Genomic DNA, 20,199 nt, shown 5'->3' on the forward strand with positions numbered 1-20,199 from the left:
GCGGATGAAACCTGTCGTTAACCTTAAGTTACAAAACTTCCTGCCGATTTAAGTTATACAGAGATAGCGCCGTATAGTGGCTATCTGCTGTCTGTCTGCGCCTGCCAATAAAAAAAATAAGAAATTGAAGGGAGACATCCAGTGAAGAGCTTGCTCTATCCCGCTGTCGCACTGATGAATCGCCTGAGCTTCGGCATGAAGTTCAGCCTGATCAGCGTACTGTTCCTGGTGCCGATGCTGGTGACCAACTTCTATCTGGTGCGTGACTCCTACCGCGAATTCCAGGGCACGCGCATCGAACTGCAAAGTCTCGACCTGTTGGGCAGCAGCCTGACGTTACGTCGCGATCTGGAAACCCTGAACAACCTGGTGCAGATCAATGTCAGCCTCGGCCAATCCGGCAAGGCCGGCAATGTCGAATCGAAGATCAGCACCCTCGAGCAGAATATTCTGACTCGCCTGCAAGGGCTGACGGCGATGACCAGCGACCCGGAGCAGGTCGCGGTGTTTGATGGCAAGCGCGATGAGATGATCGCCGCGTTCAAGGCTCAGCAAACGGAAAACTCCCTGCAAAGCAAAAGTGCCCTGATCGGCAAGCTGGTGGGCAGCGCGCAGATTTTCGGCCAGCTCATCACCAGCCAGTCCGGCCTCAGTCGCGACAACCAGAGCGACATGCGCCAGTTGAGTGAACTCGTCACCCTCGTCACACCACGAGTCACCCAGATTCTGGGTGAAGGTCGGGCAATGGGGTCTTACTCGTTGGGGCAGGGTTTCATCAACTCGGCGTCGAGTACCCGTTTCGATGAATTGCTGGCGCAGATTGAAAAGCTCCAGGCCGAATATGGCCTGAAGTTGCAGGACGCCTTGGGTTCCAGCAAAGCCGCCCGCGATACCCTGGCCGCTCAGGCCGATAGCAGCCGGGCATCCTTGAAGAAAGCCAGCGAGCTGTTCGAAGAGCAAGTGGTCATGGCCGATACCCTCGATGCGCCGTGGCAGGGCTTTTACGATCAGGTCAGCGCCCTGATGGACCAGACTTACCAACTCAACGAAGCAACCCTCAAGTATCTGGGGCCGCAGTTGCAGCAGCGGCTGGACCAGAACCGCACGCACATGGTCTTGCAGGCCGTGGCGTTATCAGTCGTATTCGTGTTGATCTTTTATCTCTACGGTGCCTTCTATGCCTCGACCCGCACCACGCTCAAGCGCCTGGGAGCGGTGATGGACAAGGTGGCGGCCGGCGACATGACGGTGACCTTCAGCGCCCACAGCCGTGACGAGCTGGGCGAGTTGGGCGAGGTGTTCAACGGCACCGTGAAGAAAATCCATGACCTGATCGAGCGGGTGGGCCAGACCGTCAGCGAAGTCGAGCGCCAGGCTGGTCAGGTGCAAAGCGTTTCCGCGCAAAGCAACCAGGCCGTCGCCGGGCAGCGCACGCAGATCGAACAAGTGGCCACGGCGATGAACCAGATGTCGGCCACTTCCCAGGAGGTCGCGCGCAGTGCAGCAGCGGCGGTGAGCAGCGCCCACAGCGTTAACGACGAAACCATCAGCGGTCGCGGCCTGGTGGAGTCGCAGCAAGGCAGCATCGCCGCACTGGCCAGCGAAATCGATCAGTCGGTGCTGGTGATCAATCAACTGGCCAGCGACAGCCAGTCCATCAGCCGCGTTCTGGAAGTGATCAAGAGTATCGCCGAGCAGACCAACCTGTTGGCGCTCAATGCCGCTATCGAGGCCGCACGGGCCGGTGAGCAGGGGCGCGGTTTCGCCGTGGTCGCCGATGAAGTCCGGACCCTGGCCAAGCGTACCCAGCAATCGACCGAAGAAATCGAGCAGATGATCGCCAAGCTCCATGGCGGAGTCGGCGCGGCGGTCAAGGCCATGGGCACCAGCCATGAAATGGCCAATGGCACGGTGGGGCAGTCGGAAAAGGTCCAGCGGGCATTGGAAAATATTCTGGGAGCGGTCGGCATGATCGTCGACCAGAACCAGCAGATCGCCGCCGCCGTGGAGCAACAAACCGCCGTGGCCCACGACATCGACCAGAACATCGTCGAGATCAATCGCGCCGGTGAGCGTACCTCTGTAGGTGCGCACCAGACCGAAGACGCCAGCCGGGCGTTGTCGGCTCAGGTCGTGGAGTTGAAACAGTTGATCAGTGCGTTCCGGGTCTGAAATTCTCCTCGGGACCCTGTGGGAGCGGGCTTGCCCGCGATGGCGTCGGTACATCAGCATCAATGGGGCTGAACGATCGCTTTCGCGAGCAAGCCCGCTCCCACAGTTGGCTGGTGCTGGCAGTTATGACCAGTTAAACAACTCGCAGGCATTGGCCGTACTGGCCGCGGCCAATTGTTCGGGGCTGATCGCGATGATGTCGGCCAGTGCCGCGCAGATCGCCGGCAAGTGTGCCGGGCTGTTGCGCTGGCCGGGGAACATGGCGGGCGCCATGTCCGGCGAGTCGGTTTCCAGCACCACCGAATCCAGCGGCAGTTCGGCGAGCACGCGGTGCATGCGCAGCGCCTGTGGCCAGGTCGGGGCGCCGCCAAGGCCGAGCTTGAAACCGAGCTTGATGTATTCCCGCGCCTCCTCCTTGCTGCCGGCGAAGGCGTGGATAATCCCGGCACGTTTCAGGCGAAACCGTTTGAGGGTGGCAATCACCGCCGCATGGCTACGCCGCACATGGATCAATACGGGAAGATTGAAGTCCGCCGCCAGTTGCAATTGCGCCTCGAACAACGCCTGTTGGCGCTCGCGATCGAGGGATTCGATGAAGTAGTCCAGGCCGATTTCGCCCACCGCACACAGTTGCCGATGGCCGGCCAGGCGGGTCAGCCAATCGCCGAGTTCGCTCAAGTCTTCAGGGCGATGATCGTCCAGGTACACCGGATGCAAACCGAACGCCGCATGCAGGTCGGGATCGTTTTGCACCAGCTCCCAAACCCGCTGCCAATTGGCCTGGTAAACCCCCAGCACCACGATCCGCCGCACCCCGAGGGCGCGGCTTTCGGCCAGCAGCGCCTGGCGATCGGCGTCGAAGTCCGGAAAATCCAGGTGGGTATGGGTGTCGATCAACTCCACGGCTCAGTCCTGAAGAATACGCTGCTTGAACGTGCGCGGGATGGCTTGCACGCCGGGCCGGTAATCCGACTGCTCGATGGCGGTCAGAGCGAGCGCGAGGGCCTTGTCGGCGATCAACTGGTGTTGCTGGGCCATGGCGTTGACCGGCAGTGGCAGGAAGTCCAGCAGCTGGGTGTCGCCGAATGTGCCGAGGCGCAGCGGGCGGTTTTTTAAGGGGAAGTCGTGCAGCGCATCGAACACGCCCTGAAGCAGTACGTAGGAGGTGGTCACCAACGCATCGGGCAAATGGCCCAGGCGCAGCAGCAACTCTTCCATCAATTGTTTGCCGCACTCGCGGCTGAAGGATTCGCCTTCTTCGATCAGTACTTCGCCGTTGAACCCGGTGAGGGCCTCTTTGAAACCTGCGGCACGTTCCCGGCTGATGCTCAGTTCCGGGCGGGCACCGATCAGGGCGATCTGTTTGGGCAACGGCTCCAGCAGGCTGCGGGTCAGTTGCAGGCTGGCCTCGCGATCGTCGCTGATCACGGAGCAGAAGTGCTCGGGGTCCATGACCCGGTCGATGGCAATGATCGGTATGCCCTTGGCCTGCAACTGGCGATAGCTGTCGTCGCCGGCAGGTAGGCAACTGGCAACAATCAGCGCGTCGCAGCGCCGGGCGCGGAACAGTTGCAGCAATTGCCGTTCGCTGTCCGGGGCATCGTCGGAACTGGCGATCAGCAACTGATAACCGCGGGCGCGGGCGCCTTGTTCCAGCAATTTGGCGATTCGCGCGTAACTGGGGTTTTCCAGATCCGGCAGAATGAACCCCAACGTGCGCGTGTGTCGGCTGCGCAAGCCGGCGGCCTGTGGATTAGGCGTGAAGCCATGTTGTTCGACGACCGCGCGCACGCGTTCGACGGTGGCGCTGCTGATGCGCTGTTGTTCGGCCTTGCCATTGATGACATAGCTGGCGGTGGTGACGGACACACCGGCCAACTGGGCAATATCACTGAGTTTCAACCCGCTGTTTCCTTGTTTTTTCGAGATTGCCTCGACATTTTCGTCAATCCTAACCGATTAAGGCAGGTGACCATTGTCGCAACGCATCCGACAAGTTGAGCTTCAAGGATGGGACATTATCGAGTAACGTGCCATTCATTCTAGATTAAACGTTTCAGCAAGCGTATTTTCTACGTTAAAGGCGCCTTTGGCCGGTTCTGCCGTGAAACCGCCAAAAGTGACGACCAAGCGCCTGAGCTGACTCATTCAAAACAATACCTGGTGCCCCATGGCGCCAAAAAGGAGAAAGCATGCTCGAGCTCACTGTAGAGCAGATTTCCATGGGCCAGTCGGCCGTGGATAAGTCCGCAGCGCTGCAATTGCTGGCCCGGCATCTGGTCACCGACGGCCTGGTTGCCGAGGGCTATCTGGCCGGTTTGCAGGCGCGGGAGGCCCAGGGCTCGACCTTTCTCGGTCAAGGTATTGCCATCCCCCACGGGACCCCCGAAACCCGCGACCAGGTGTTCACCACCGGTGTGCGCCTGATGCAGTTCCCTGAGGGGGTGGACTGGGGCGAGGGTCATATCGTTTACCTGGCGATCGGTATCGCCGCCAAGTCCGATGAGCATCTGCGCCTGTTGCAATTGCTCACCCGCGCCCTCGGCGAGACTGATCTGGGCCAGGCCTTGCGTCGCGCCGGCTCTGCTGAAGCATTGCTGAAATTGCTGCAAGGCGCTCCGCAGGAGTTGGCGCTGGATGCGCAGATGATTGGCCTCGGTGTGACAGCCGAAGATTTCGAAGAACTGGTCTGGCGCGGCGCGCGTTTGTTGCGCCAGGCCGACTGCGTGAGCAATGGTTTCTCCGCCGTGCTGCAACAGGTCGAAGCGCTGCCGTTGGGTGATGGCCTGTGGTGGCTGCACAGCGAGCAAACGGTGAAACGCCCCGGCCTGGCCTTCGTCACCCCGGACAAACCGCTGCGTTATCTCGGCCAGCCACTCAATGGACTGTTCTGCCTGGCGAGCCTCGGTGAGGCCCATCAAGCCCTGCTCGAGCGTCTGTGCGCGTTGTTGATCGAAGGACGTGGCCATGAATTGGGGCGCGCCACCAGCAGCCGCAAAGTCCTCGAAGTGCTCGGTGGTGAAGTGCCCGCCGACTGGCCCAGTGCGCGTATTGCCTTGGCCAATGCCCACGGTTTGCATGCGCGGCCGGCGAAGATCCTCGCGCAACTGGCGAAAAGTTTTGAGGGTGAGATCCGCGTGCGCATCGTCGACGGCCACGACAGCGCGGTGTCGGTGAAGAGCCTGAGCAAGCTGCTCAGCCTCGGCGCCCGTCGCGGGCAGATCCTGGAATTCATTGCCGAACCGGGCATCGCGGCGGATGCGTTGCCGGCCCTGTTGGCCGCCATCGAAGAAGGCCTCGGTGAAGAAGTCGAGCCGCTGCCGCCAGTCAGCCAGGTACGGGAAGTCGTTGCCGAAATGGCCGAAGTGGTCCTCGCCCCGCTATCCGGCAGCGTGGTCCAGGCCATTGCCGCCGCCCCGGGCATCGCCATCGGTCCGGCGCATATTCAAGTCCTGCAAACCATCGATTACCCGTTGCGCGGTGAGTCCGCCGCCATCGAGCGTGAACGTCTCCAGCACGCGCTGGCGCAGGTGCGCCGGGACATCCAGGGATTGATCGAGCGCAGCAAAAGCAAAGCCATTCGCGAAATCTTCATCACCCACCAGGAGATGCTCGACGACCCGGAACTCACCGATGAGGTCGATACGCGTCTCAAGCAGGGCGAAAGCGCGGAGGCTGCGTGGATGGTCGTGATTGAAGCGGCGGCCTTGCAGCAGGAAGCGTTGCAGGATGCCTTGCTCGCCGAGCGCGCTGCCGACTTGCGCGACATCGGGCGTCGGGTATTGCTGCAACTCAGTGGTATCGAAACCCCGAGCGAACCGGATCAGCCGTACATTCTGGTGATGGACGAGGTCGGCCCGTCCGACGTCGCGCGTCTTGACCCGGCTCGCGTGGCCGGGATTCTCACTGCACGAGGTGGCGCTACGGCGCACAGTGCAATTGTTGCCCGGGCCCTGGGCATTCCGGCATTGGTCGGCGCCGGCCCTGGCGTGTTGCTGCTGGCGCCGGGTACGCCATTGCTGCTCGATGGCCAGCGTGGGCGTCTGCATGTGGACGCTGATGCGACGACCTTGCAGCGCGCCACGGCCGAACGCGATACCCGCGAGCAGCGCTTGAAGGCAGCCGCCGAGCAACGCCACCAGCCGGCACTGACGACCGACGGCCATGCCGTCGAAGTGTTCGCCAATATCGGCGAAAGTGCCGGCGTCACCAGCGCGGTGGAGCAGGGCGCCGAAGGTATCGGCCTGTTGCGCACCGAACTGATTTTCATGGCCCACCCGCAAGCGCCCGACGAGGCGACCCAGGAAGCCGAGTACCGCCGCGTCCTCGACGGTCTGGCCGGGCGACCGTTGGTGGTGCGTACTCTCGATGTCGGTGGCGACAAACCGCTGCCGTACTGGCCGATTGCGAAGGAAGAAAACCCCTTTCTCGGCGTGCGTGGCATTCGCCTGACCTTGCAGCGCCCGCAGATCATGGAAGCGCAACTGCGTGCCTTGCTGCGGGCTGCCGACAACCGTCCGCTGCGGATCATGTTCCCGATGGTAGGCAGCGTTGACGAGTGGCGCCAGGCCCGTGACATGACCGAACGTCTGCGCCTGGAGATCCCGGTTGCCGACCTGCAACTGGGGATCATGATCGAAGTGCCGTCGGCGGCCTTGCTGGCGCCGGTGCTGGCCAAAGAGGTCGACTTTTTCAGCGTCGGTACCAACGACCTGACCCAATACACCCTGGCCATCGACCGTGGCCATCCGACGCTGTCGGCCCAGGCCGATGGCTTGCACCCGGCGGTGCTGCAACTGATCGACATCACCGTGCGTGCGGCCCATGCCCATGGCAAATGGGTCGGCGTGTGCGGCGAGCTGGCAGCCGACCCGCTGGCGGTGCCGGTACTGGTCGGCCTCGGGGTGGATGAGCTCAGTGTCGGCGCGCGCAGTATTGCCGAGGTCAAGGCACGGATTCGCGAACTGGGCTTCACTCAGACTCAAACCCTTGCCCGTCAGGCCCTGGCCGTGGGCAGCGCGAATGAAGTGCGCGCACTCGTGGAGGCCTTGTAATGGCACGGATTCTCACCCTGACCCTCAACCCGGCGCTGGACCTGACCGTACAGTTGCCGCGCCTTGAAGCCGGCCAGGTCAATCGCAGCGATGTCATGCACACCCACGCCGCCGGTAAAGGTGTGAACGTGGCGCAAGTGCTGGCCGACCTCGGGCATCAGTTGACCGTCAGTGGTTTTCTTGGCGAAGACAACCTGCAAGCGTTTGAAACGCTGTTCGCCAAACGCGGTTTTGTCGACGCCTTCATCCGCGTTCCCGGTGAAACCCGCAGCAACATCAAGCTGGCGGAAAGCGACGGACGCATCACCGACATCAACGGACCGGGGCCCCAGGTCAGCGAAGCGGCGCAGCAGGCCTTGATCGATCGACTGGAGCAAATTGCCCCGGGCCACGATGCGGTGGTGGTCGCCGGAAGCTTGCCGTTGGGCGTCAGTGCGCAGTGGTTGCAGGCACTGATTTTGCGCTTGAAGACGCAGGGCCTGAACGTTGCCCTCGATACCAGCGGCGATGCGTTGCGTGCAGCGCTCAAAGCGGGACCTTGGCTGATCAAACCCAACGCCGAAGAGCTGGCCGAGGTGCTGGACTGCGAGGTCGTGTCGGTCAGTGCCCAGGCCTTGGCAGCGGAGCGTTTGCACGCCCAGGGCATCGAGCATGTGGTGATTTCCCACGGCGCCGAAGGCGTGAACTGGTTCAGCGTCGGCTCGGCGCTGCATGCCACGCCACCCAGGGTCAGCGTCGCCAGTACGGTGGGTGCGGGTGATTCATTGCTGGCGGGGATGCTTCACGGTTTGCTCAGTGCCGATACGCCGGAGCAAACCTTGCGCACCGCCACGGCGATTGCCGCGATGGCGGTGACCCAGATCGGATTCGGCATTGGCGATTCAGCGCAACTGGCGCAGCTCGAACAGGGTGTGCGCGTGCGTCCCCTGACAGAACAATAAGAGGGTTTGTCATGAAGTTAGCCATCATTACGGCCTGCCCGAACGGCATGGTCACCAGTGTGCTGTGTGCCCGGTTGCTCGATGCCGCGGCCCAGCGTCAGGGCTGGAGCACCAGTGTCGAAATCACCGATGTCGCACATCCGGAAAAGCAATTGTCGGCGGCCACCCTCGATGCGGCCGAGTGGGTGCTGCTGGTGACCAGCGCGCCCGTGGACATGGCGCGGTTTGTCGGCAAGCGGGTGTTCCAGAGCACTCCGGCCCAGGCCCTGCAGGACGTGGAAACGGTGTTGCGGCGAGGGGCGCAGGAGGCACAGGTCTACGTCGCTACCAAAGCCGTCGTTGAACCTGTGGCGGTCGTCCAGAACGCGCCACGACTGGTGGCCGTCACCGCCTGCCCGACGGGTGTCGCTCACACGTTCATGGCCGCCGAGGCTTTGCAGCAAGCGGCCAAGCGCCTGGGCTATGACTTGCAGGTGGAAACCCAGGGCTCGGTCGGTGCGCGCAATCCGTTGAGCGCGCAAGCGATTGCCGAGGCCGATGTGGTGCTGCTGGCGGCCGATATCGAAGTCGCCACCGAGCGTTTCGCCGGCAAGAAAATCTATCGCTGTGGCACCGGCATTGCCCTCAAGCAAGCCGAAGCAACCTTGAAAAAAGCCTTGGCCGAAGGCCAGCAGGAAAGCGCATCAAGCGCTGCCACCACAACGGTCAAACAGGAGAAGACTGGCGTCTACAAACACCTGCTGACCGGCGTGTCGTTCATGTTGCCGATGGTGGTCGCCGGCGGCTTGCTGATCGCCTTGTCGTTCGTGTTCGGCATCACCGCGTTCAAGGAAGAGGGCACGCTGGCGGCAGCGTTGATGCAGATCGGCGGTGATACGGCGTTCAAGCTGATGGTGCCGCTGCTGGCAGGCTATATCGCCTATTCCATCGCCGACCGCCCGGGCCTCGCGCCGGGGATGATCGGCGGTCTGCTGGCGAGCACCCTGGGTGCCGGTTTCATTGGCGGGATCATTGCCGGTTTCCTCGCCGGTTATGCAGCCAGGGCGATCAACAAATACGCGCGTTTGCCCCAGAGCCTTGAGGCGTTGAAACCGATCCTGATCATTCCGTTGCTGGCGAGTCTGTTCACCGGTCTGGTAATGATCTACGTGGTCGGCAAACCGGTGGCCGGCATGCTTGCCGGGCTCACGCATTTCCTCGACAGCATGGGCACCACCAACGCGATCCTGCTCGGTGTACTGCTGGGCGGCATGATGTGCGTCGACCTTGGCGGGCCGATCAACAAGGCGGCCTATGCGTTCTCGGTCGGGTTGCTGGCGTCGCAGAGTTACGCGCCGATGGCGGCGACCATGGCCGCCGGCATGGTGCCGCCGATCGGCCTGGGCATCGCCACGTTCATTGCCCGGCGCAAGTTTGCGCAGACTGAACGCGAAGCCGGTAAAGCAGCGCTGGTGCTGGGGCTATGCTTCATCTCCGAAGGGGCGATTCCGTTTGCCGCGAAAGATCCGTTGCGGGTGATTCCGGCGAGCATCGCTGGCGGCGCGCTGACCGGTGCGCTGTCGATGTATTTCGGCTGTAAATTGATGGCGCCCCACGGCGGTTTGTTCGTGCTGGCGATCCCGAATGCGATCAACCATGCGCTGTTGTATCTGCTGGCGATTGTCGCGGGGAGTTTGTTGACGGCGGTGGTGTATGCGCTGGTCAAGCGGTCGGAGGCTGTGGAGTTGGCACTGGAGCCGGCCAAGGCCTGATCTGGCATGTTTGATGACCTGTGGCGAGGGAGCTAGCTCCCTCGCCACAGTGTTCGGCGCCTGTCACTTCGACTTCATCCAGCCATGCTTTGGTTTTCCATTTTCGGGAGAACACCATGAGCGATTTCAACCTCGGGCGCCGTCGTGTCATGCAAGCGTTCGGCGTCGGATTGCTGTTGCCGGGGCTGGCGCCGGCGGTGATCGCTTCGGTCAAGGATCGGCCGCAACTCACCGATGGCGTGCAGTCCGGCGACCTGCTGGGTGACCGGGCGATCATCTGGAGCCGCTGCGACCGCCCCGCCCGGATGGTGGTGGAATGGGACACCCGCAGCCTGTTTCCCAACCCTCGGCGATTCGTCTCGCCCCTGGCCGATGCGCGCACCGATTTCACCGCCCGGGTCGAACTCACCGGGCTGCCCGCCGACCAGGCGATTTTCTATCGCGTGCAGTTTGAAGACGCCCAGAGCGGCGTTGCCAGCGAGCCCTGGTTAGGTCACTTGCGCAGCGTGCCGCAGACCCGGCGCGACATCCGTTTTGTCTGGAGCGGCGACTCCGCCGGCCAGGGCTTCGGCATCAACCCGGACTTTGGCGGCATGCGCATCTACGAGGCGATGCGCCGGCGGCTGCCGGACTTCTTTATCCACAGCGGCGACATCATTTACGCCGATATCCCGATCCGGGCGCAGCTCACCACAGAAGGCGGCCGGGTATGGCGCAACATCACCACCGAGGCCAAGAGCAAAAGCGCCGAGACCCTCGATGAGTACCGTGGTAATTACCGCTACAACCTGATGGACGAAAACATCCGTCGCTTCAACGCCGAGGTCCCGCAGATCTGGCAGTGGGACGACCACGAAGTGGTGGACAACTGGTCGCCCGGCAAGCAGCTGGGTGCGCGTTACCAGAGCAAAGATATCCACAGCCTGGTGGACCGCGCACGCCAGGCCTGGCTCGAATACGCGCCGATGCGCTGGCAGAGCGCCGATGGCGGCGGGCGCATCTATCGCAAGCTCGGTTACGGGCCCATGCTCGATGTGTTCGTGGTGGACATGCGCAGTTATCGCGGGGCCAATGACGACAATCTGGGCGAGGCCAAGCCATTCCTCGGTCGTGAGCAACTGGACTGGCTCAAGCGCGAAATGCAGGCCTCGAATGCGCAATGGAAAGTGATCGCCGCCGACATGCCCATCGGCCTCGGCGAAGGGGACGGCGAAGTCAGACCCGGTGTCACGCGGTGGGACGCGGTGGCCAACGGTGACCCCGGCCCGGCCCAGGGACGCGAACTGGAAATCGCCGAATTGCTCGGTTTTCTGCGGGCGCAGCAGGTGCGCAATTTCCTGTTCCTGACTGCGGATGTGCATTACTGCGCGGCCCATCATTACCATCCGGATCGGGCGGCGTTTCAGGATTTCGAACCGTTCTGGGAGTTCGTCGCCGGGCCTTTGAATGCCGGCAGCTACGGACCGAATCCGCTGGATAAGACCTTTGGTCCTGAAGCGGTGTTCGAAAAGGCTCCACCGGCGCAGAACCTCTCGCCGTTTGGCGGGTTTCAGTTTTTTGGCGAGGTGAACATCGATGGGCAGAGCGGGGAGTTGAGCGTGGTGTTGCGCGATCTGGATGGGGTGTCGGTGTTTGAGCAGAAGTTGCAGCCGGTTTGATCGGCACTGAACCCATGTGGGAGCGGGCTTGCTCGCGAAAGCGGAGTGTCAGCACAGATGATTTCGACTGACACGACGCCTTCGCGAGCAAGCCCGCTCCCACATGGGGATGTGGTGAATCAGTACACGTCGCGGCGATAGCGGCCCTGTTCGATCAGGCGCTCCACTGCGGCGGCGCCCAGCACCTCGTTGAGTACCTGGTCCACACCCGAAGCCATGCCTTGAAGGCTGCCGCAGATGTAGATCACCGCACCGTCCGCCAGCCACTGCTTCAGTTCGGCCGCCGATTCGCGCAGGCGATCCTGTACGTAGATCTTTTCGGCCTGATCACGTGAAAACGCCAGGTCCAGTCGCGCCAGGTCGCCATTGATCAGCCATTCCTCCAGCTCCTTTCGGCACAGGTAGTCGTGCTCGCGATTGCGCTCGCCAAACAGCAGCCAGTGACGTTGCTGGCCCTCGGCAATCCGTGCCTTGAGCAGGCTGCGCAACCCGGCCAGCCCCGTGCCATTGCCCAGCAGGATCATCGGCACCGGTTGGGCCGGCAGATGGAAACCACTGTTGCGCCGCACGCGCAGGCTGATGGAACTGCCCACAGGGGCGTGTTCGGTCAACCAGCCGGAACCAACGCCGAGGTTGCCATCGGCATGCACTTCCTGGCGCACGATCAGTTCCAGCACGCCATCGGCCGGGATCGATGCAATGGAGTACTCGCGCATGGCCAGCGGCACGAGGGCCTCTGCCAGCGCCTGCGCGTGCAGGCCGACCAGATGGGCGCGGTTCTGCGGCAACTGGCGGCTGGCCAGGGCCTGTTCGAGGGTTTCCTGCAGGCCGTTGAGCAGCACCTTGGTCTCACCGTGAATCCCCAGGCCATCGAGGAAATGCTCGATCGCCCATGGGCAATTGCGCGGCAAGACTTCCACCAGGTCACCGGCCAGCCAGCTGCTGGTGGTGGGTGGCTTGAGCCCCAGCAAGTACACCGGGGAACCGCTGCTGTCCGGGTTGAGCAACTCGCGATGGGTCAGGGTCCAGTTGTCGTAGCTCGGCGCTTGCCAGGTGTCGACGGGCGCCTGGCCGGTCAGCAGGCCCAGTTGCTGTTGCCAGTGGCGCAAGGCGTAAGGATCGCCGCCGTCGACTTCCACCGGGGCGAACAAGGTCGTGCCGCCGTGTTCGCCGAGCCAGGTGTGCAGGCGTTTGGCGAATCCGCAGAAGTGTTGATATTGCCGGTCGCCGAGGCCGAGGACTGCATAGTTCAGGCGCTCCAGGCTCGGCGTGCGGCCCAGTACCTTGCGTTCGAAACCCCGGGCGCTGTCCGGCGCTTCGCCATCACCGAAGGTACTGACGACGAACAGCGCGTTGTTCGAGTCCTGCAAATCCCGTTCGCTGACGTCCGCCAGCGGCTGCACCTTCACCGGCAGGCCCGCAGCCTGCAATTGCCCGGCGGTCTGCCAGGCCAGTTGTTCGGCGAACCCGCTCTGGCTGGCGAAGCCGATCAACCAGGCCGGTGCGTCATCAGCGGGTGTGACGAGACCTTGGCGAGCGTCCTTGATCTGGCGTTTTTTGCGGCGACGATCCAGGTACAGCAACCAGCCGGTGACGAAGAACAGCGGCATGCTCAGCGCAGTGAGGGTCAGGATGATGCGCCCGACGATGCCGAAGTAACTGCCGACGTGCAGCGCATAGATGCTGGTCAGCAGTTGCGCCTTGAGGCTCTTGTCGCTGTAGCGGTCAACCCGTTTGACCACGCCGGTGGCCGGGTCGAGGGTGATCTGGTTCAACGCCCGGTCGTGAGGCGAAGTTTTCAGCAGGAAATAAACGGTCGCAGGCTGACCGGCCACTGGCGGCATGCGCACGTTATAGGAGCTGAGTTGCGGGCCGGCCGCGCTGTAGATGCTGCTCCACATCGCCGCGTAATCGGCTGTTGGTGCCGGACCTTGCGGCGCAGGACCACGTCCGCCACGAACGCGTTCGTTCTGCGGTGAGTCGGAGAGCAACCGGGTCAGGCCCTTGTTGTACCACTCGTAGGACCAGGACAACCCGGTCAGCGCTGCCAGGAGATAAAACACCAGGCACCAGGTGCCGGCCACCGAGTGCAGGTCCCAGTTGAAGCTGCGACCCTTTTTCTTCCAGTCCAGGGTCAGCCAGGCGCGCCAGCTTCTCCACTGGCGCGGCCAGCGCAGGTACAGGCCGGACAGGCAGAAGAACACCAGGATCAAGGTGCACGCGCCGGTGATCTGCCGGCCTGTGTCACCCATGGCGAGGAAGCGGTGCAGTTGCAGCATCAGGCCAAAGAAACCCTGGCCGGAGGCATCGCCGAGGAGCTCGGCGGTGTACGGGTCGAAGTAGCGCATCTCGCCACGGCGTTCGCCCGGCGGCGGCGTGAACCATACTTTGGCGGCGTTGCCGCTGTCGGTTTCCACGGTGAGCATCGAGACTTTTTTGCCCGACGCGGCTTCGATGTGCTCCACCAGTTCGGCAGGCGGCAACACGCCGGCGACCTGTTTTTCGACCTGCAACACAGAAGGGTTGAGTGTGCTCAGGATTTCATCCTGAAACGACACCATCGCCCCGGTGATGCCCATCAGGGCCAGGACCAGCCCGGCGCTGATGCCGAAAAACCAGTGCAACTGGAACAGGGTTTTCTTCAACACGTCACTCGCCTTGTTCGTTCAAGTTGATTCATCACGGCGCGCATTATGCCGTGGGGTTGTCGAGAAGCATTTTTTTACGCGCAAAAGCCCCGTTCATCTGGATGAACGGGGCTTGCGCCAACACCGACCTCTGTAGGAGCAAGCTTGCTCGCGATGAACTCAAGAACGACGTGGGGTTTCAGGCTAACCGCGTCATCGTTGACAACCGTCGCGAGCGAGCTCGCTCCTACAGAAGAGGTTGCGTAGGCAAATTTCCATCAGAAGTGGAAGTTGGTGCTCAGCAACGCGGTGCGACCGGCAGCCTGGTTGGCGAAGTGAGTCGAGAACGCCTTGTCGTAGTAGGTTTCGTCGGTCAGGTTCTGCACGTTCAGTTGCAGGTCGACGTTTTTGCTCAGCTTGTAGGCTGCCATTGCGTCGTAACGAACGTAGGAGTCAACCATGGTGGTGTTGGCTACGTTGCCGAACACGTCATCGACATAGAACGCACCGCCGCCGATGGTCAGCCTCGGCGTGACCTGATAGGTCGTCCACAGGCTGGCGCTGTTTTTCGGTGTGTTAGGCAGTTCGTTGCCATCGTTGGCTTTGTTAGCCGGCAGGTCGCCGCCATCGACTTGCTCGCTGTCCATGTAGGCGTACCCGGCGAACACTTGCCATTTGTCGGTGAGCTTGCCGCTGGCCGACAGTTCGATACCTTGAACGCGGGTTTTGCCGGCGTTCTCATAAGTGGTGGTGTTGGTCTGCACACGAGCGTTGTCTTTCTCAGTGCGGAAGATATCGGCGGTCACGGACAGGCGATCGTTCAACAGGTCCCACTTGGTACCGATTTCGTAGTTCTTGGTGGTTTCCGGCTCCATGTCGCTTTTCAGCAGGTTGCCGTTGCGATCCGGAGTGCCACCCAACGGGTTGCCTTCCGAACCTTCGCCCAGGGTGTTACCCGGTGGCGTGGCGGACGTCGCGTAGGACGCATAGATGCTGCCGTTTTCCGCTGGTTTGTACACCACGCCGAACTGACCGGTGACGAATTCGCTGGTGTCATCGCCCTTGGACGTGGTCACGCTGGAACCGTTGAAGGTTTTGTAGCTGGTGTCGAAATGGTCGTAACGCAGGCCCATGTTCACCAGCCACTGCTCGGACAATGTCAGGGTGTCGAACAGATACAGTGCGTAGGTGTCGGCCTTGGTGTCGGTGCCGGCGTAGTTACGCGAGATGGCACCGTTCCACGGGTCATTCGGGTTCGGATTGGACAGCGAGGTGCAGTTGTAGCCGCTTGGCGCGCCGATCAGTGCCGGCGAGCAGTTGGTGGTCACTGCGGCTGTTCCCGGGGTGGTGTCGGTGTTGACGTTGTACGAGGATTTTTCGTTTTCCTCATGGGTGTACTCGACACCGGTGGAGAAGCTGTTCTTGAACCCGGCAATGTAGATATCACCAAACAGGTCGGTCTGGTTGGTGGTGGTCTCGGTGTTGCTCACGCGGGTGTTCGCCCGGCGCCAGACGCTGCCATTGTTGACGTTGCCTTTACTGTCGTCAGGCTGGGTCAGGATGTAATCCTGCATGCTGGTACCGTGACGCAGGGTGTTCTTGATGGTCAGCGCGTCGCTCAGGTCGTGCTCGATGGCGAAGGTCGCCGTATCGACACGGGTCTTACGGAAGTCGCGGTCGTTCAGGCCATAGAAGTTGCTGCTGTCGCCGCCGTCATTCGGCTTGTCCGGATTGGCTTTGGTACGCGCAGCCGAGCCACCGGCCGGGATCGAATACGGAATGCCCGAATCCGGCGTGTCGTTGCTTTCCAGGTGGTAGTAGTCGAGGTTGACGCGAGTGTCCGTACCCAGGCCGAAGGCCAGGGACGGTGCAACACCCCAGCGGTCGTAGTCGACGCTGTCACGCCCGGCGACGTTGCTCTCGTGGCTCAGCAAATTCAGGCGGCCAGCGGCGGTGTCGGTGAACTGGTAGTTGCCGTCGAAAGTATAACGCTGGGTCTGGTCGGAACCCCAGGTGAAACCGCCGTCGAGCGAATCGCCCAGGTGCGCTTTCTTGCTGACCAGGTTGATGCTGCCGCCCGCTGCGCCGCGGCCGCCGATCGCGGAGTTCGGGCCTTTGCTGACTTCAATCGATTCAACGGCGAAGATCTCGCGGCTCTGGGAGCCGGTATCGCGCACGCCGTCCAGATAGGTGTCGCCCTGGGCGTCGAAGCCACGGATGAACGGACGGTCGCCTTGCGGGTTGCCGCCCTCACCGGCACCGAAGGTGATGCCTGGAACCGTGCGCAGCGCGTCCTGCAGGTTGAGCGAACCGGTGTCTTTCAAGACTTGTTGCGGAACAACGGTCACCGAGCGCGGCGTGTCGATCAGCGGCGCGGTGTACTTGGGCGAGGAGGCTTTCTCTACGTTGTAGGTTGTCTCGTCCTGGGCTTCGCCAGTGATGGCGGTGGCGCCCAGCGAAATCACATTGTCCGGTGTTTTCCCGTCGGTTTTTTCCGCCGCGAAAACCATGTGGCCCGCAGAGCCGGCAGTAATCGCCATGCCGATGGCCGATGCGAGCAGACGTGGTGAACTGACCGGTACTTGTGGTTGCTGACGCGACATTTGAATTCCCCTCCCCAAGGATTTGAGGCGGCGGAATATATGGTAAACACGTATTTGTATCAATTGCGAAATATTACTATTCGCGCTTAATTTACATTCTTTACAATTTACCCTTACGGTTTTTGCTGTCTCGTTCGTCTGTTGGGTTTTACATAGGCAATAAGAATCAATACCATTGCCATCCCTTTGTTTTCAGGTGTCTTGTCATGTTGCTGCACATTCCAGGCCTGTTCGAGAAAGACGAGGTGCAGCGCATTCGCGAGGCTCTGGAACAGGCCGATTGGGCCGATGGCAAGATCACCGCCGGCTTCCAGTCGGCCAAGGCCAAGCACAATCTGCAACTGCCTGAAGGGCATCCGTTGGCTCAGGAGATCGGCGCGGCGATGCTGGAGCGGCTGTGGAAGAATCCGCTGTTCATGTCGGCTGCACTACCGCACAAAGTCTTTCCTCCGTTGGTGAACTGTTACACCGCCGGTGGCAGTTTCGATTTCCATATCGACAACGCGGTGCGCCAGCCCAAAGGCAGCATCGAGCGAGTGCGCACGGATTTGTCTGCCACGCTGTTCTTCAGCGAACCCGAGGATTACGACGGCGGCGAGCTGGAAATCCAGGACACCTTCGGCCCCCAGCGAGTGAAACTGCCCGCCGGCGACATGGTGCTGTACCCCGGCACCAGCCTGCACAAGGTCAACGCGGTGACACGCGGAACGCGACTCGCCTCGTTTTTCTGGACGCAAAGCCTGGTGCGCGAAGACAGTCAGCGCGCCCTGTTGTTCGAGATGGACGGGGCCATCCAGCAACTGACCCGCGATGTCCCTGATCATCCATCGCTGATCCGCCTGACCGGCACCTATCACAATCTGTTGCGTCGCTGGGTCGAGGTGTAAGTGGCGGATTTTCGTTTACGCCGCGAGGAAATGCTCGATGGCGAGCGCCTGCGCTCCATGCTCGACGAAAGTCCGGCCCGCGCGGCCCAGGCCATCCTGATCGCCGCACGTGAAGGTGAAGTCGAGGCCCAGGCCTTGCTCGGGCAGATTCTGCTCGACGGCCAGGGAATCGCGCAGGACCAGCCGCTGGCGTTGCGCTGGTTTGGCATCGCCGCGCGCCAGGGGCACCTGATGTCACGCAATATGCTTGGCCGTTGTCATGAACATGGCTGGGGTTGTATTGCCGACGCCTCGATTGCGGCGCGGCATTATCGAGTCGCGGCGCAGGCGGGACTGGATTGGGCGATGTACAACTACGCCAACCTGTTGGCGACCGGGCGTGGGTTAAACAAGGATCAGGCGCTGGCGTTCAGTTTCTATCAACGCGCAGCACACTTGGGTCATGCCAAGTCAATGAACCTGTTGGGTCGATACCTGGAAGAAGGGCGGGTGTGTCCCATGGATTTGCGCGCGGCCCGCGACTGGTATCGGCGTTCGGCCGAGGGCGGGGATTTTCGCGGGCAGTTCAGCTTTGCAGCGGTCTTGACCGACGAAGGGAATATCGAGGATGCGTTGGTTTGGCTACGCAAGGCGTTGGCCGGTGGCAACCTGAATTTTCTGCGAGTGGCGAGTCAGGCGTTGTCGAGCGCGACCGATCCAAGGATTCATGCGCTGGCCAACGAATTTCATCATCGAGTCGTCGAATTGACCCCGGTCTCTTGAATCTTTGTGGGAGCGAGCTTGCTCGCGATGACGTCATGACATTCAACATCAATGTTGACTGACCTGTCGCCATCGCGAGCAAGCTCGCTCCCACAGGGGGTTGCGTAAACAAAAAAGCCCACGACATGTCGTGGGCTTTTTGTTTTCTACGCAGTATTTACACGTAGAACGATTTCAGCGGCGGGAAGCCATTGAACTCGACGGCGCTGTAGCTGGTGGTGTACGCACCGGTCGACAGCCAGTACAGGCGATCACCGATGGCCAGGTTCAGTGGCAGGCCGTACTTGTAGTTTTCGTACATGATGTCAGCACTGTCGCAGGTAGGGCCGGCGATGACCACTTCTTCCATCTCACCCTTTTTCTCGGTCCAGATCGGGAACTTGATGGCTTCGTCCATGGTTTCGATCAGGCCGGAGAACTTGCCCACGTCCGTGTACACCCAACGCTCGACCGCGGTACGGGATTTGCGTGCGACCAGTACCACTTCGCTGACCAGGATGCCGGCGTTGGCGATCAGCGAGCGACCCGGTTCCAGGATGATTTCCGGCAGGTCATCACCGAAGTCTTCCTTGAGGAAGCGGATGATTTCTTCCGCGTAGGTTTCCAGGCTGTTGGTGCGGGTGATGTAGTTGGCCGGGAAGCCGCCGCCCATGTTAATCAGCTTCAGGTGAATGCCGTCTTCTTCTTTCAGGCGTTCGAAGATCACTTTGACCTTGGCGATCGCCGCGTCCCAGACGCTGATGTCGCGCTGCTGCGAACCGACGTGGAACGAGATGCCGTACGGCACCAGACCCAGGTCGCGGGCGAGGATCAGCAGGTCCATGGCCATGTCGGTCTGGCAGCCGAATTTGCGCGACAGCGGCCAGTCGGCGGTGGTCGAGCCTTCGGTCAGGATGCGCACGTAGACTTTTGCACCCGGGGCGGCCTTGGCGATGTTGCGCAGGTCGGCTTCGGAGTCGGTGGCGAACAGGCGCACGCCCTTCTCGTAGAAGTAGCGGATGTCCTTGGATTTCTTGATGGTGTTGCCGTAGCTGATGTTGTCGGCGCTGACGCCACGGCTCAGCACTTTGTCCAGCTCGTAGATCGAGGCGATGTCGAAGCTCGAGCCTTTCTCTTTGAGCAGATCGATGATTTCCACGGCCGGGTTGGCCTTGACCGCGTAGTAGACCTTGGCGAATTCGAAACCGGCGCGCAGGTCGTCGTAGGCCTGGGCGATCATCGCGGTGTCGATCACCACGAACGGGGTTTCCTGTTTGTCGGCGAACGCCTTCATTTTCTGAAAGGTTTCACGCGCGAAATAGTCTTCGACCTGGATCGACATGCTGGGAACTCCTACTGGCAAACTAAAATTATCAATGGGTGCAAATGAACGTCCTCCGTATCCCCACTTTGGTTCGCCTACTTCCCAAGGCATGTCGCCGAAAGCAAAAAGGCCATGGGAAGTGCAGCTTTCCCTTGGCCTTGCTGTCTCGTCGTCAGTACTTGAGCCGGATGGATCGTTTCCAGCATGGACGTTCGGCGCGAACTTTAGGGCGTGAGGGGCTTGAGATCAACAAAAAATGTCGCGTTTTTGCACTCTTCTGACGCGCGTCGCGGGCATTACTCTTTGTAACCGACTCAGATGACAGCCGGATGTTCCCCAAGAATTGCGAAGTGTTAAAAATATCTGCACGTTCGAAGCTGTTGTGCGCAAAATCATGGATAAGTGTGATGGCGTCAACATCGGCGACGTTGGCTGCGAGAA

12 protein-coding genes and 1 pseudogene are annotated in these 20,199 nt (G+C 61.4%); 8 read left to right on the forward strand and 5 right to left on the reverse strand.

All coding sequences use genetic code 11. From position 1 onward, the window contains the following. Positions 1–1,110 precede the first annotated feature (1,110 nt). Both KW846_RS30435 and KW846_RS30440 read left to right on the forward strand, forming a co-directional pair. Positions 1,111–1,314, forward strand: a pseudogene (locus KW846_RS30435) (HAMP domain-containing protein); the annotation flags it as partial. A 153-nt stretch (positions 1,315–1,467) separates the two neighbouring features. Beyond that, entirely contained in the window at positions 1,468–2,172 is a 705-nt protein-coding gene (locus KW846_RS30440; protein WP_371321746.1) for a methyl-accepting chemotaxis protein, read from the forward strand. A 123-nt stretch (positions 2,173–2,295) separates the two neighbouring features. On the opposite strand, the gene KW846_RS11615 is transcribed toward KW846_RS30440, so the two are convergent. Further along, the gene (locus tag KW846_RS11615) at positions 2,296–3,075 is read right to left on the reverse strand and encodes a TatD family hydrolase (RefSeq protein ID WP_218482323.1); all 780 of its coding nucleotides are present in this window, start codon (positions 3,073–3,075) and stop codon (positions 2,296–2,298) included. A 3-nt stretch (positions 3,076–3,078) separates the two neighbouring features. Beyond that, positions 3,079–4,074 carry a catabolite repressor/activator gene (cra, locus tag KW846_RS11620; protein ID WP_218482324.1) on the reverse strand — a complete coding sequence of 332 codons (996 nt, stop codon included), beginning with the start codon at positions 4,072–4,074 and terminating at the stop codon, positions 3,079–3,081. A 290-nt stretch (positions 4,075–4,364) separates the two neighbouring features. On the opposite strand from cra, the gene ptsP reads away from it, so the two are divergent. From ptsP to KW846_RS11640, 4 genes are all read left to right on the forward strand, one after another. Further along, a complete protein-coding gene (gene ptsP, locus KW846_RS11625; protein ID WP_218482325.1) occupies positions 4,365–7,226 on the forward strand; it encodes a phosphoenolpyruvate--protein phosphotransferase in 2,862 nt (953 codons plus the stop codon). After that, entirely contained in the window at positions 7,226–8,167 is a 942-nt protein-coding gene (gene pfkB, locus KW846_RS11630) for a 1-phosphofructokinase (protein WP_218482326.1), read from the forward strand. The genes ptsP and pfkB overlap by 1 nt, the downstream gene beginning before the upstream one ends. 11 nt (positions 8,168–8,178) lie before the next feature. Further along, on the forward strand, positions 8,179–9,918 hold the full coding sequence (locus tag KW846_RS11635) for a PTS fructose-like transporter subunit IIB (RefSeq protein WP_218482327.1): 1,740 nt from the start codon (positions 8,179–8,181) through the stop codon (positions 9,916–9,918). 116 nt (positions 9,919–10,034) lie between these two features. Next, entirely contained in the window at positions 10,035–11,576 is a 1,542-nt protein-coding gene (locus KW846_RS11640) for an alkaline phosphatase (RefSeq protein ID WP_218482328.1), read from the forward strand. A 119-nt stretch (positions 11,577–11,695) separates the two neighbouring features. Here KW846_RS11640 and KW846_RS11645 read toward each other — a convergent pair whose 3' ends face one another. Both KW846_RS11645 and KW846_RS11650 read right to left on the reverse strand, forming a co-directional pair. Then, the gene (locus KW846_RS11645) at positions 11,696–14,224 is read right to left on the reverse strand and encodes a sulfite reductase flavoprotein subunit alpha (protein ID WP_218482329.1); all 2,529 of its coding nucleotides are present in this window, start codon (positions 14,222–14,224) and stop codon (positions 11,696–11,698) included. A gap of 257 nt (positions 14,225–14,481) precedes the next feature. After that, positions 14,482–16,806 (reverse strand): TonB-dependent siderophore receptor, encoded by a 2,325-nt coding sequence (locus KW846_RS11650; RefSeq protein WP_218482330.1) that lies wholly within the window; start codon positions 16,804–16,806, stop codon positions 14,482–14,484. Positions 16,807–17,012: 206 nt separating this feature from the next. Between KW846_RS11650 and KW846_RS11655 the strand changes: the two genes are divergently transcribed. Together KW846_RS11655 and KW846_RS11660 are read left to right on the forward strand one after the other, a co-directional pair. Next, the gene (locus KW846_RS11655; RefSeq protein WP_218482331.1) at positions 17,013–17,693 is read left to right on the forward strand and encodes a Fe2+-dependent dioxygenase; all 681 of its coding nucleotides are present in this window, start codon (positions 17,013–17,015) and stop codon (positions 17,691–17,693) included. After that, positions 17,694–18,455 carry a tetratricopeptide repeat protein gene (locus KW846_RS11660; RefSeq protein WP_371321743.1) on the forward strand — a complete coding sequence of 254 codons (762 nt, stop codon included), beginning with the start codon at positions 17,694–17,696 and terminating at the stop codon, positions 18,453–18,455. Between the two features lie 157 nt (positions 18,456–18,612). Here the strand turns inward: KW846_RS11660 and KW846_RS11665 are convergent, their stop codons facing one another. Further along, positions 18,613–19,776: a type III PLP-dependent enzyme gene (locus tag KW846_RS11665; RefSeq protein ID WP_218482332.1), complete on the reverse strand. Its 1,164-nt coding sequence runs from the start codon at positions 19,774–19,776 to the stop codon at positions 18,613–18,615. Positions 19,777–20,199: the final 423 nt, after the last annotated feature.

Source organism: Pseudomonas sp. PDM32 (genome assembly GCF_019219225.1).
Taxonomy (GTDB): Bacteria; Pseudomonadota; Gammaproteobacteria; order Pseudomonadales; family Pseudomonadaceae; genus Aquipseudomonas; species Aquipseudomonas laurylsulfatiphila.

Bases quoted from the DNA above. Each gene is read 5' to 3' on its own strand.
- KW846_RS11640 (WP_218482328.1), top strand. From the start codon at position 10,035: ATGAGCGATTTCAACCTCGGGCGCCGTCGTGTCATGCAAGCGTTCGGC.
- KW846_RS11635 (WP_218482327.1), top strand. From the start codon at position 8,179: ATGAAGTTAGCCATCATTACGGCCTGCCCGAACGGCATGGTCACCAGT.
- KW846_RS11665 (WP_218482332.1), bottom strand. From the start codon at position 19,776: ATGTCGATCCAGGTCGAAGACTATTTCGCGCGTGAAACCTTTCAGAAA.
- KW846_RS11655 (WP_218482331.1), top strand. From the start codon at position 17,013: ATGTTGCTGCACATTCCAGGCCTGTTCGAGAAAGACGAGGTGCAGCGC.
- pfkB (WP_218482326.1), top strand. From the start codon at position 7,226: ATGGCACGGATTCTCACCCTGACCCTCAACCCGGCGCTGGACCTGACC.
- KW846_RS30440 (WP_371321746.1), top strand. From the start codon at position 1,468: ATGTCGGCCACTTCCCAGGAGGTCGCGCGCAGTGCAGCAGCGGCGGTG.
- KW846_RS11650 (WP_218482330.1), bottom strand. From the start codon at position 16,806: ATGTCGCGTCAGCAACCACAAGTACCGGTCAGTTCACCACGTCTGCTC.
- ptsP (WP_218482325.1), top strand. From the start codon at position 4,365: ATGCTCGAGCTCACTGTAGAGCAGATTTCCATGGGCCAGTCGGCCGTG.